Consider the following 14,099-nt stretch of genomic DNA (forward strand, 5'->3'; position numbering starts at 1 on the left):
TTTTTTACATGATATTTCTTAAACAAAAAAGCTCACCTTGTAGATGAGCTTTCCATTAATTAAAGTTTTTTTATTCAATGAAATTGCTAAACATTCCTAAATACAAGGCTTCCATCTTGTACATCCACCAATATTTTTTGGTTGGCTGTAATGTTTTCGGACAGTATCTGTTTTGACAGTTCATTTAATACTTGCTTTTGCAATACTCGCTTAATTGGTCTAGCTCCAAATTGTGGATCAAAGCCCAAATTCCCAAGATATTCCACAGCCGATTCACTTAAATCAATGCTAATATCATTCTTGGAAAGCATCTGCTGAACTGACTTAAACTGCAAGCCTACAATTCGCTTTACTTCCTCTCTATCTAAAGGAGTAAATACTATCGTTTCATCAATTCTATTTAAAAACTCAGGTCGAATACTCTTTTTCAAAAGCTCTAAGACTTCATTCCTAGCTTGCCATAGCATTTCTCCTTTATTGCTCTCATTCATCTTTTCGATTTTTTCCTGAATCAGATGTGACCCAACATTAGAGGTCATGATTACAATGGTATTCTTAAAATCGACTACTCTTCCTTTATTGTCAGTTAACCTGCCATCATCCAATACCTGAAGCAGGATATTGAAAACATCAGGATGAGCTTTTTCAATTTCATCTAAAAGAACAACTGAGTATGGTTTTCTGCGAACAGCTTCTGTCAGCTGGCCACCCTCATCGTAACCAACATATCCTGGAGGTGCACCAATTAACCTTGAAACAGAATGCCTTTCCTGATACTCAGACATATCAATACGTGTCATCTGATTTTCATCATCAAAAAGAAATTCAGCCAAAGCCTTAGCCAACTCTGTTTTACCAACACCAGTTGTACCCAAGAAAATAAACGAACCAATCGGTCTTTTTGCATCCTGCAAACCTGCACGACTTCTCCTTACTGCATCGGCTACTGCCGAAATTCCTTCATCTTGTCCAACAACTCGTTTGTGCAATTCCTCTTCTAGCGACATTAACTTTTGGCGTTCACTTTTCAGCATTCTATTTACAGGAATACCAGTCCAACGTGATACCACCTCAGCAATATCATCATTCATCACTTCTTCTTTGATTAAGGCATCAGAGTTCTGGTTTTGTTTTAACTTTTCGTTCAGAGCTTCAATTTCTTCTTCAACCTCTTTAAGCTTTCCGTAGCGGATTTCTGCGACTCTTCCATAATCACCTTCACGCTCTGCTTTTTCAGCATCATACTTCAAAGATTCCAACAACTCCTTATTCTTCTGAATACCATCAATCACCTCACGCTCTGCTTCCCACTTAGCACGATACTTCAATCTTTCATCATTTAGCTCAGCAATTTCACGCGCCAATTCATCCTGCTTTTTCGAATCACCTTCTCGTTGAATAGCTAACTTTTCAATTTCCAACTGCTTGATCTTTCTTTCAATCTCATCGAGTTCCTCTGGTAATGAATTCATTTCCAGACGAAGTTTGGCAGCTGCTTCATCTATCAAGTCAATTGCTTTATCCGGAAGGAAACGATCCGAAATGTATCGTTGCGATAGCTCAACAGCCGCAATAATAGCCTCATCGCGAATTTGAACCTTATGGTGATTTTCGTAACGTTCCTTCAATCCGCGAAGGATAGAAATCGCGCTAAGTGTATCAGGCTCATCAACCATCACTTTCTGAAACCTACGCTCTAAAGCCTTGTCTTTCTCGAAATATTTTTGGTATTCGTTTAAAGTAGTTGCGCCAATGGCACGCAAATCGCCACGAGCCAATGCTGGTTTTAAGATGTTGGCAGCATCCATTGCTCCTTCGCTTTTTCCTGCTCCCACCAAAGTATGAATTTCATCTATAAAGAGTACAATTTCACCATCCGATTCTACCACCTCTTTCACTACTGATTTTAGTCGCTCCTCGAATTCACCTTTGTATTTGGCACCAGCTATCAAAGCCCCCATATCAAGCGAAAAGATCTTTTTACTTTTCAAATTATCCGGCACATCACCCTTTATAATTCTATGTGCCAAACCTTCAGCAATGGCAGTCTTACCAACTCCTGGTTCCCCAATCAGAATTGGATTATTCTTGGTTCTTCGCGAAAGAATTTGAAGAATTCTTCTAATCTCCTCATCTCTCCCAATTACCGGATCGAGTTTTCCATTTCTTGCCCTATCATTCAAATCAACGGCAAATCGACTCAAGGAATTAAAAGTATCTTCAGCCGTTTGTGAATCAACCTTAGCTCCTTTTCTCAAATCTTTAATGGCGGCAGTAAGTTCCTTCTCCGACACTCCATTATCCTTAAATAGTTGTGCAATTTGATCTCTCCCTTTTACAAGTGCCAATAAAATATGTTCGATGCTAACAAACTGGTCGCCCATTTTGCTTGATACACCAACAGCTTCCTGTAAAACAGCACTTGCTTCTCTCGATAAATATGGCTCTCCACCACTAACCTTAGGCAATGATTCCAGAATCTTATCCAATACCATATTAAAGTTTTGGACATTCACTCCAAGTTTATTCATCAAGAAACCAGCAACATTCTCTCCCTCCGAAAAAATCCCTTTCAACAAGTGAGCTGTTTCGATAGCCTGCTGCTGATTTCCTTGAGCAATCTGAAATGCTTTCTCGATTGCCTGCTGCGATTTAATTGTGAAATTATTAAAGTTCATATTCTGTGTTATTTATTCTTTTTCTTTGTTTCAAAACCACCCAAGAGATTTCAAATTATTTGCCATTTCTCAAAATCTGAAATAATGTCTGAATAAGACACAATCTTTCAGTCAATTTGACATATTGTTAAAATTTTTTCTGAAACATTTTCCGATTAACTCAATTTAACATGATCTAAACCTAATATATATGGATATTTATATATATTTGCCAACTAAATTCAAAAAACATTAGAAAATATTATCATATGAAAGCAACAACTACCTGGACAAAAGGAATGTCATCGGTAATTACAGACAACAGAGGTCATGAAATCACAATTGATTTACCAGAAGCAAAAGGTGGAGAAGATCTTGGTGCAACAGCATTCGAAGTATGTTTAATGAGCTATTCTGGTTGTGTGAACACAATCTTTAACCTTGTAGCGAAGAAAATGCGCATTGAATTCGAAGCATTGGTTGTAGACACGATCGGATCTCAAAAAGATGGAGCTCCAACTTTTACAGATGTTGAAGTTGAGTTAAAAATTGATTCTGAAGCTAGCGACGAGAAAATTGAAAAATGTCTTCAGCAGACCTTGAAAATGTGTCCTGTAGGAGTACTATTCCACCAAGCTGGTGTAAACACTACTTATAAGATTGAAAAAATGCAGAACGCATAAGCACAGTCTGTACCACAATATTTGTATCCCTTGCCTTTGGTAAGGGATTTTTTTATTGCATAAATTAATACCGATTATTAATTATCGGAACAAAATAAGCTTATTCTCATTTCTAAAATCAAGCCATTAACAAATCTTTAACTCTTTCATGATCAATGACATTAAAAAAGAGTAAAAATAAAAGACTATTTTGTGTTTTATTTTTAAAGTTTTATATCATGAAAAGAATATTAGGATTATTAATATTACTGGTTAGTCTTAACGGCTATGCACAAAGAGAAACAAGTACCATTAAAGTTGGCGATAAAGCACCTATGTTTGAAGCCAAAGATCAAAATGGAAATCTCGTTAAAAGTTCTGATATCCTAAAAAAAGAACAATTAATCGTAGTATTTTATCGTGGAGAATGGTGTCCATACTGTAACAAACACCTTTCACACTTACAGGAAAATGTTGATAAATTCAAAAAAGCTGGTGCTCAGTTGGTAGCAGTTTCGCCTGAAATTCCTATTAATGTGGATAAAACCATTGAAAAAACAAATGCAGAATATCCAGTATTGTATGATGAAAACAGCAAAATCATGAAGAAATTTGGTGTTGAATTCATGTTACCTGAGGACTTGCAAAAAAAATACAAAAACTATGGTGTAGATCTAAGCGTTTCGAATGGTAATAGTGACCAATTATTGCCTGTACCGGCAACCTATATCATAGGAAAAGATGGTAAGGTGAAGTATGTTCAATATGATCCTGATTACAAAAAAAGATCAAATGCTAAAGATATATTGCAGCATTTGTAAAAAGAATGGGGCTGCATATCTATACAGCCCCAAATTAAAATCTAATTTCAAAGTTTTATTCCAATCCCAGGTTCTTCTTCACCTTCTCTGGTTCAAATGATTTTTTTGGAAATGGATGCGCTTCAGTATTAAAAACATAGTTATCCAAATTAAACTCTCCTGTTTCTTTGGTAAATGTTAGATACAGATATTTAAATGTTTCTGCAAAAAAGAATGTTGGCATGTAATCTTTTTTCTTCATGGTTCTAACATCTTCAACCGACGAGAATGCAATCTCAGTTCTACAGTATTTTTTAATATCTGACCAATACTTCTCCGCCATATCGTAATATTTTTGCTTCCCGGTAATGTGGAACAAGTAATAAGCCGATTCGATAATTTCAGGATTCAAATCATATACAGGATAGGTTGGCTCACTATCTTTATAATCGTAAATCATTGGCTCCAATCCATACTTATTCCATAGGTTGTTCCATGTATCCTGAGTTTTTTCAGCTCTTCTTAAATCCCCATCCAATGCAAGAATCGATTGGAAGAATGCATCGTAAAGAGTTACTACACTAGCAAACTGACGACCTGAATGTGGATCGATACAATCACGCTCGGCAGTATGCATATTCACACGACCATACCATAAACTCTTCTCATCTTCTTCTGCAACATATTTGTTAATGGCTTCAATGCTTACATCCCACATTTTCTGTGAATCCTTGTCGCCAAACAATAACATACTTTTATACAAGTACTCATAGTATGAATCAGCTCCTGCACAAATGTGCGAATGATCGTTCAACCATTCTCCTGTTTCAACATCAATTAAATCAGCAACCAAATTAAGCTTTGATCTTCTTTCCCAGATGGCCATATTAGCCTTCTTTGCAGTTTGATAGTAAACAGGATTACCAGTATAATAACTCAAAATTCCCAACTCGAACATATACGAAGCAGCTTCGGCCAAATTGATTTTAGTTCCTTTGGTTTCGCCGGTTTTCAGATTTACCCAATAGTAAGGCAAACCGGTTGGTGAATCAAATGCTTTCAACATTCTTTTCCCAAAATCCTCTGCTTTCAACAAAATTTTAGGATCGTAAGTGTACTCATACATGGCAAGCAATCCTCCCATGATTCTAATGTTCACCTCAAAGGTTTTTACAAACAAATCCTTATCCCAATTAATAACGTCAATCACATAATTTTCAACCTCTTTTGCTTGTTCATCAAGCCCCATTACCTTCATGGTACTATAGGCATCAATTGGGGAAATATGCAATGATTCTTCATACCAATCCTGATATGATTTAGACAATGGCAACAACACATCATGCCCCCATGCATACTTTTTATAAGCATCCCAGGTACGTACAAATTCTTTTTTCACTTCCTCGGCCAAAGGACTAATTTTCACTGGCGCCTTTTTGCTTTGCTTGGGCTGACATGCAGCAAGAACTATAATCAAACCAAGCAACAAACAACTTCGTTTTTTCATGATATACAGGTTTTCTTTGTTCTGAGGATTTAAATCTCATTTGCTTAATGAAATCACAAAGTAAAGTCAATCGATTAAATCTTATTTAATTCATGATTAATTCACTAAAAATCTGATTAATCCATGTAAAAAAGATTAATTGATTAGAATTTCGTCAACAAAAATCCAGTGCTTCCTGCCTCCTGCCATGTGCCAATCTGGTATTGGTCCGTTTTTAAATGTTATTCTTAAGTAACGGCAATTAATCGATGGAAATTCAATCGCAGGTCTTGTTACATATCTGCGCTCATCTTTTGGAGATTCCAAGTTTATATTTTTTACCAGTCGGTAGTTCTTTTGATCATTTGAAACATATACTTCGATTTCATCCGGATTAAAGATCCATGCTCCTGGATAAATTAGAATTCCAGGTTTTACTTCACAAATGGTTCTGGATTCCCCCAGATCAATATCAACATCTAGATCTTTCAAGTCTATACCTGTCCAAAATCCATCATTAAAGGTTGTTGAGCCAAAGCCGCCATCTATGAGTTGAGCTCCTGATTTTTCACCATAACCAATATCTTTGCCTTCAACCTTAACTTTTGGATAGCCTGTTTGGGAGTTAAATGGAATTCCTTTTAGGTAATGCAACTGTAAACTTCCACTCTCCTTTAGCCCAGCTTTGAATGCCTTAGCATTAATGGTTGCATCCTCATTGATCACTATTGGATTCTTATATTTTTCTGAATTCGTATTAGGTTCAGAACCATCCATTGTATATCTGATTTCGGCCCCATTTGTACCACAAAGCAATTCTACCATTTTACTCTTCTCAAAACTAAAAGCAATATCATTAACGTAAGGCATTAGAACCTGTTTCTCTTCGAGCAACTTGTACTCCTTTGAGGTTTTCATACCATTTAGTTCATTCAAATCAGCTTTTGAATTCCCCCATGATTTATTCGGTTTACTGCCCATTTCGAAAACCAGCTCACCTCCATTTTTAATTTGATCGTAAGTAATAAATGGTTTGGTAAATTCTTTTCCATTTAGTTTTGCCGATTGGATGAAAATATTCTTTTCTGAATTGTTATAGGCAACAACGGTAAATACCTTACCATTCTCAAGATTAATGCTTGCCTTTTGATAGGCTGGAGAACCAATTTGATACTGGTTACTACCCGGACAAACAGGATAAAATCCCAAAGATCCAAAAATATACCAGGATGACATTTGACCCAAATCATCATTATTATCCAGGCCTGCAGGATGATCATGATAGAAGCGAGGAAGAATTTCTCTTACCAACTTCTGAGTTTTCCATGGCTGACCAGCATAAACATACAAGTAAGGCATCTGATGAGATGGTTCATCTCCATGACCATATTTCCCAATAAAACCAGAAATATCTACATGCTGTGAGCCTCCAATTTCAGAATCATCAGCAAAGATTTCATCCAGCCAGGATGCAAACTTCCCCTTGCCTCCGTGCAATTGCATTAAGTAAGCCATATCGTGAGGTACATAAGAAGAGTATCCCCAAATGTTACCCGACACATAGTTCTTCACCAATCCATCCCACTTGCTTTTGTCCACATTCACCAATTTACCATTCTGCAGTTTAGGCAAAAGGTAGCCTGATTTTTCATCAAATAAATTACGATATCCTTTCGATCTTTGCTGGAATAGGTAGGCATCATCCCTCTTTCCTAGTTTATGAGCCACCTGACTCAAACACCAATCATAGTAATTGTATTCAGTTGTTTTCGAAACAGAACTTCCAATTTCACCCGGAACAAAATCCATATCGATATAAAAGTTCATTCCATTTACATCGTAACTATTACTATGCTTTTCCAGATTAAAAGCTGCTGCTTTCATCGCATCATAGGCAGCCTGATTGTCGATTCCCTCAATATCTTTCAATATGGCATCAGACATAACCGAAACGGTGCTGTATCCTATCATACAAACATTATCGTGCCCAAGGCATTCCCATACTGGCAAACCAACTTTTGAATCGGTGTATCTTGATGAGAGCGAATTCACAAAATCAACGGTTTTCTTTTGCTCCACAATTGCCATTAAAGGATGAACAGCACGGTAGGTATCCCAAGTAGAAAAGTTGCTGTATTGATCGAAATCAGAATGGTATTTTTTTCCTTCCACCATATATTCTCCGGTAACATCCGAAATCAAGTTTGGTGATATCATGGAATGATAAAGAGCAGTGTAGAAGTTTCTCTTGTCTGATAATTTATCCGTTTCGATATGAAACTTGTTCATTTTATCTTCCCAAAGTTTCTGAGCTTTGCTTAGTGTCTGATCAAATGAAATATCTTCTGCTTCAATATCGAAATTGGCTTTGGCTCCTTCATAACTCACGTGTGAAAGTGCAACCTTAACTTCAACGCTTTCTCCTGAATTCACATCAAAACTAACGAAACCTTTCACTCTTTTGGCGGTTGCTTTCTTTGTACCTGTTTGAATTTGATCATCAATGGCAACACCACTTTGTTCGAATGCTTTTGAAAAATTTGCATAGAAATACACTTTTCTATCTCCTCCTTCACCATTGCAGTGTTTCCAACCTCTAATTTCCGTATCCGATAAGATCTCAATTTCCGTTGCCTGAACATTTTCCATGATATTGTGAGTAGGATCAAGAATTACATTTCCTTGCCCGGCAGTATTGAAAGTATATCTATGAAACCCAACTCTGGGCGTACAAGTCAATTCAACTTTTACATCGTAATCATCCAAAACAACTGCATAATATCCTGCAGATGCTTTCTCTTTTTCATGAGAAAATCTTGAGCGAAATCCACTATCCGGATCTTCTTCTGAACCCGCTTGTATCTTTGTTTCACCTAAAGTTGGCATCAACAAAATATCACCCAATCCAGCCAAACCAGCTCCACTAATATGTGTATGTGCAAACCCTTTTAATATAGAATCGCTATAGTGATAACCCGAACACCAATCCCAAGCTTTAAAATCATTACTGGGACTCAACTGCACCATACCAAAAGGTAAAGTTGCCCCTGGAAATGTGTGGGCATGACCATCGGTTCCGATCATGGGATCGACATACTGTATTAGTTGCTTTTTATCCGCAAAAAGGCTAGATGTGATAAACAACAAAAGGAATATTGTAATTAATTTTTTCATGAATAAATTGCTTTAGGATACTACATCTCTGCATATATCCTGCAAATAAAATCCCCAATGGTTAAGATTTTGATTAATTCATGATTAATCCCTGGTATATTTTATTATTTCTGACGTTTTCGTCTAATTCTGATATCACCTTCAGGCAATATGGTCACCCATAAAATTTCAATTAGTAATAGAAATCTGCGCAGTACATCAAAGTACAAGGAGAAATAAAAAATGATTGTTGTTAACCAAATAATTGTAACATTGAACCAAAATGTATCAATTAAATAATTGCCAAGTCGCTTTTGTGAGGCAAATAGCTGAGCTCGCCCATTTTGACTAGTTGGAGTCTGAAAAACAGGATCTTTTAGTTGAATAAATTCATCCTTATACCTTATCAACTTATTAATTTCTCTTCTGTTGGTTACGATTTGCTCAATAGCCTCGTTGTGATGGGTATTTTTGTATTCAATAATTTTCTTTCTGTCGCCAAGTTCATCAATAATCTCTTCGTAAACCTGATCTCTATGATTTGATTGTTCTTTATATTCTTTCCAGCCTGCTTGCTTAACATGCTCGAGCCAGGTTTGCACTCTTGCCGAAGAATCTCGCAAAACTCGTTTAGTTACTTCCAAGTCTGTTGGAAAGGCATAAATATCGGAAAGCTTTAACAGTTCGTTTTTAAAAACTCTATAGTGTTTGTCGTTATTTTCCTTTAACCATGATTTATAGCTTTGCTGCATGGCCGGAATCAGGAAGGATGAACGAAAAGACGATTCACTCATCGCTTTCTCATATGGAAAAAACTGTTTCTCAAATTGATTGTTCTTAAATTGCTCAACCACCAAAGCCTCGTAAGCCCATCGTGAAGTCATTAAATCTCCAACGATTGGAACATACTTTTTTGTTGTAATGGCAGGATGCAATTTGTTAAAGTTCACAATGACTCCTGAGAACAGCAATTGCGGGACCAAAATAAATGGTATGGATACATAAACAGCTACCACAGAATTCAATCCAGCAGACAGGTTTAAGCCAATTAAATTGGCACATGACGAAGCCGTATACAGGATTAACCAATACTCCCAGGTTAGGCCTTTAATTTCCAAAATGTAGGTAGCTAAAACAACAAATAAAAAACTCTGTATTGCCGAAATGATCAACATGATGATGACTTTGGAGTTTAAATAACTCCATCGACTCAAATTCAGGAATTTCTCGCGCTTCATCATTCTTCGGTCGTGAAGAATTTCTTCTGCAGAAATAATCAAACCCAGAAATAAGGCAACAACAACTGCCATGAAAATAAAAGAGGGAATATTTTCATTCTTCGCAAATACATAGTCCAAATGATCGGATTCAGAACCACTAATGTATTTGGTAAAATATCCCAAAATAATGGCTAAAAGTGGTGCCTCCAACAAGGTAATCAGCATGTACTGCCTGTTACTCAGTTTGGCTTTAAAGTCTCTGGTAAGATAAATTTTCAATTGCTCCCAACGCTTTGGGATGCTAAAAAAGTTCTTGGGAATCAATTTTTTTCTGCCAGAACCATGTACCTTGTTCTTCTTCTCAATATTCTCTTTATAAAGTTCGTACCAATCATCAGAACTTCTTTTGCGCTTACGAATTTGCTTACCATATTCGTTCATCATTCTGGCCTCAACAATTCGCAAAATCTGTTCGGAGTTAACGTTACCACAAGTTAAACACTCACTTTCGTTGGCCTTTACGTAATGCGATTGGGTTTTAAAATAAACAACAGCATCAATCGGATTCCCAAAGTAGATTACCTTGCCTCCTTGATCCATCATGATTAGCTTATCCAAAAGCTTAAAAATATCAGACGAAGGTTGATGAATGTTACAAATCACCAATTTTCCTTTCAAAACCTGACGTTTTAGAAGAATCATTACCTTTTCAGAATCCATACTGGATAAGCCTGAGGTGGGTTCATCAACCAGGAGAACCGAAGGTTCGCGCATTAACTCCAATGCAATATTTAATCGCTTTCTTTGTCCTCCACTCAGCACTTTATTAATCGGATCACCAACCTTTAAATTCCTGGCTTCTACCAAGTCAAAATCCTCAATGGTTTTGTTTATGATTTCCTCTATTTTCTTATCCGAAGTACCATCAAAACAAAGTTTGGCATTAAAATACAGGTTCTCGTAAACCGTTAGTTCTTCAACCAACAAGTCATCTTGCGGGACATATCCAATAACCCCTTCAAGTTTATCTTTATCCAAATGAAGGTCATAGCCATTGATATAGATATTTCCCTGACGCAGGGATAAATTCCCATTTAACACATTTAGCAAAGTAGATTTTCCGGTACCACTACCGCCCATCACTCCAACCAATTGTCCAGAGTTCATTTCCAAACTAACCGGATAAATTCCATTATTGGAACCCGGGAACTTGAATTCTATATTTTTTGCAATAAACCGAAGATCAGTGAGATTTTTCTTCTCAATATAAATGGAAGCAATCTGGGAGTAATAAATCGGATCAATTCTATGACTTCGAATAACCGAACCATAGGATAAAAGATAAGCTCTATCTACTTTTATATTGTGTCCGTTCAAGAAAAGGTTATACTCTCCAAAATATTTCATCAAGAAGGTATTCGTACTTTCTAAATGCAGCACAAAAATTCTTCCCCGAAGCTTCTCACTCCGAATATGTTTCACCACCTCATGCGACCAATCCTCGCTATTGTCAATTAAAAGCAGATGTTCGTTAAAAGGAATAGACAGTTCATCTCCAATCAAAAATTGTCGACTTAATTCGAACTCTTTTTTGGGAATATTAAAGGTTTTTGAAACCGTTTTTACCAAATCTAATTCATCGTAACCAGTATATTCCGTTTCATCGATAAATTCGAGCAATTGAAGCATGATCCAAACTTTCTGCTCCTGCTCTACTTCCTCCACCAATTTTTCACAAACATCTTTCACTTGTGGATGCTTGTTTATAAAACAAACCTCTCCTGTTTCATCGCAATGAGAATCCTTTAAATATCGCTCAAAATCCTGTAGATACTTTTCGGTCCACTCCTTGCTAAATTGTTTCTGAAGCCACCCTTCAACAACATCACGTGCTGCTGTTTCGAATCCCAGCTTTTGCTCATCAACAATGATGGCAAAAAGTCTCATTAAGGCTTTCAGTAACGATTCATTCATAGTCTAGGTTTGGAATTGATTTTGGTTTTAACAAGGCCTAATTTAGATAAATAAAATGAGCTATGGAAACTCCTGTTTTAAAGAGATATTTACCATTATCTAAAGAAATCATTTAAAGCTCTAAGTTTCAACTGAAAAAATTTTTTATCCTTAAATTCATTGAATCCCGCACAAATAAAGACCTATAGCTCTCTATTAAGTTGCCATCTCTCTGAAGATCAAACTTCTTTAAGGTTTTTTAACACTTATTCTCAGGTCTTAACCAATTCTTGCCATACCTTTGTAATGTACTATAAAAGATAGTATTTTCATAGAATAAAGATTTAGGTTAGTAATTAGTGGTTAGAGAGAATCCCGGACGCCCGTTCGGGATTTTTCTTTTGTATATCCACCAACAAATCCTTCCAAGAGTCAGATTTAAACCTATTATTAATCCATTAAAGTTATCAGTCCTTTTGACTCCCAATGGCTGACTGATTAAATCACGACATTTCAATTCAAGTTTTCTCCTACAGCTCACACTGAAATTTAAATGGTATTAAATTTCTTTAACATTTGTTCAGTTCGCTTAACGCTTTAATCAATTACATTTGAATCATACAAAACAGAGAAGTTTTTTCATAGGTTAGATTTTAGGTTAGTAATTAGTGGTTAGAGAAAATCCCAGACTAGTTGGTCTGGGATTTTTCTTTTATACAATGGTATCAAGCAATAAAATTATAATTACTTAACATCAGCTTAAAACAATTCACTGTAAGCAAGCATACATTTGTACTGTAAAAAACGCGAAGTTTTTTTCATAGATTAGTGATTTGGGTTACATTTAGTGGTTAGATTCAAAATCCGGGTGGGGACCCGGATTTTTTTATTAATTTATCTGAACATGAATATGATCATCATGCCTCACCGATCTGCAACCTTGAAACCTAACTCTTTTATCCTCTAATTTTAGCCTCTGCTTCAAATGCGGCTCAATAAACATCTTTGTGAGTTTTCTTTGACTTAAAATAGCATCGATTAAAGCATTGGTTCCACTTTTAGAAAACTTTATATCATCATTAATCCTTCCAAGGGTCATATATTTTGGATAATCATACTGAAAATATCCTTTTTGCATACAATCTTTACACTGATCCACCTCATTCCTTAGTGGATTTTCAAACACGCCATATCCACTTATAGACTTACTTTTGTTTACGATTTGTCCATTGATATCTTCATACACCAAACTAAAATCAACCTTACAACCATCATTATGACTCAAGTGAGGCAACAAAGGAAAACCATCAAAAAAGGGGAAACAAGCATCTAAGTACCGGGCTTTTACTTCTGGATTATTTTCAGCTAGGTTTTGGGAAATATTTTGCAAAAAATCATGGGTTTCAGTGGTAACATAGTTTCGATTCAATAAAACGGTTGCAAAAGTTGCTGCTTGCAAATTATCATTATTTCTAATCTTTTCTCTTCCAAACCATGGAGCAACAAATGGAACAATCAGAAAGCTTGCTGTGACATATAAAACTATAAAAACCACCAGCCTTTTACCCCAAAAAGCTAGCCTAATCTTATTGTTTATAACGACACTAATTAAGTAGATCAATCCGCCTATCTGCGTTAGAATGGTTAGAAGAACGAATATTATAAATCGACTCAAATATTTTACCAGCTTCATCATTTCTCCAAATACTCCTTTAATCTCTGGTTGATAAAATACTTCCAACCACCTTCGCAACTCTCACGTCTGAACTCGGGAACATCACTAGGGAAAGTTTCTATTCCGGTGGCTGTTACTCTAATTTTGCAACCTTCATTTTCTTCAAATAGTTCATAAGTTACCACGGCAAGCCCATCATATCCTTCATATTCCCACTGGCAAACCAATTTCTCTTTTGGAACCACTTCGGTAATATTCCACAAGTGCATAAACTCCCTTTCACCAGCATCAACATTAAACTGAGTAGTAAAACCAACTTCTGCCTTGTGATCTGGCATCTCAGCGAAGAACCATTTTCGCATTTCATTGGCATCGGTAATGGCCTTCCAAACTTGTTCTTTGCTTTTGGTGAAGCTTTGTTCTGTAATTATTGGAGTGTTATCCTTATTCGTCATATGCAAATTTTTATTTGCTCCTTTATTCTTAATAGCTA

At 36.2% G+C, this 14,099-nt stretch carries 8 protein-coding genes; 2 read left to right on the plus strand and 6 right to left on the minus strand.

Annotated features, from left to right (window positions below; genetic code table 11):
* Positions 1 to 86: 86 nt before the first annotated feature.
* A complete protein-coding gene (gene clpB, locus ACKPCA_RS09665) occupies positions 87 to 2,678 on the minus strand; it encodes an ATP-dependent chaperone ClpB (RefSeq protein WP_321278861.1) in 2,592 nt (863 codons plus the stop codon).
* A 248-nt stretch (positions 2,679 to 2,926) separates the two neighbouring features.
* Between clpB and ACKPCA_RS09670 the strand changes: the two genes are divergently transcribed.
* Both ACKPCA_RS09670 and ACKPCA_RS09675 read left to right on the plus strand, forming a co-directional pair.
* Positions 2,927 to 3,340, plus strand: a complete 414-nt coding sequence (locus tag ACKPCA_RS09670; protein WP_306739787.1) for an OsmC family protein — start codon at positions 2,927 to 2,929, stop codon at positions 3,338 to 3,340.
* Positions 3,341 to 3,558: 218 nt separating this feature from the next.
* Positions 3,559 to 4,140 carry a peroxiredoxin-like family protein gene (locus tag ACKPCA_RS09675; protein ID WP_321278862.1) on the plus strand — a complete coding sequence of 194 codons (582 nt, stop codon included), beginning with the start codon at positions 3,559 to 3,561 and terminating at the stop codon, positions 4,138 to 4,140.
* 55 nt (positions 4,141 to 4,195) lie between these two features.
* On the opposite strand, the gene ACKPCA_RS09680 is transcribed toward ACKPCA_RS09675, so the two are convergent.
* From ACKPCA_RS09680 to ACKPCA_RS09700, 5 genes are all read right to left on the minus strand, one after another.
* The gene (locus ACKPCA_RS09680) at positions 4,196 to 5,626 is read right to left on the minus strand and encodes a glycoside hydrolase family 47 protein (protein ID WP_321278864.1); all 1,431 of its coding nucleotides are present in this window, start codon (positions 5,624 to 5,626) and stop codon (positions 4,196 to 4,198) included.
* 135 nt (positions 5,627 to 5,761) lie between these two features.
* The gene (locus ACKPCA_RS09685) at positions 5,762 to 8,779 is read right to left on the minus strand and encodes a GH92 family glycosyl hydrolase (protein ID WP_321278865.1); all 3,018 of its coding nucleotides are present in this window, start codon (positions 8,777 to 8,779) and stop codon (positions 5,762 to 5,764) included.
* Positions 8,780 to 8,883: 104 nt separating this feature from the next.
* A complete protein-coding gene (locus ACKPCA_RS09690; RefSeq protein ID WP_321278867.1) occupies positions 8,884 to 11,952 on the minus strand; it encodes an ATP-binding cassette domain-containing protein in 3,069 nt (1,022 codons plus the stop codon).
* An 868-nt stretch (positions 11,953 to 12,820) separates the two neighbouring features.
* Complete coding sequence (locus tag ACKPCA_RS09695; RefSeq protein WP_321278869.1) at positions 12,821 to 13,552, minus strand: hypothetical protein; 732 nt, start codon at positions 13,550 to 13,552, stop codon at positions 12,821 to 12,823.
* A 71-nt stretch (positions 13,553 to 13,623) separates the two neighbouring features.
* Positions 13,624 to 14,061 (minus strand): SRPBCC family protein, encoded by a 438-nt coding sequence (locus ACKPCA_RS09700; RefSeq protein ID WP_321278870.1) that lies wholly within the window; start codon positions 14,059 to 14,061, stop codon positions 13,624 to 13,626.
* Between the last annotated feature and the right edge of the window lie 38 nt (positions 14,062 to 14,099).

The sequence above is a fragment of the Marinifilum fragile genome (genome assembly GCF_963677365.1).
Taxonomy (GTDB): Bacteria; Bacteroidota; Bacteroidia; order Bacteroidales; family Marinifilaceae; genus Marinifilum; species Marinifilum fragile.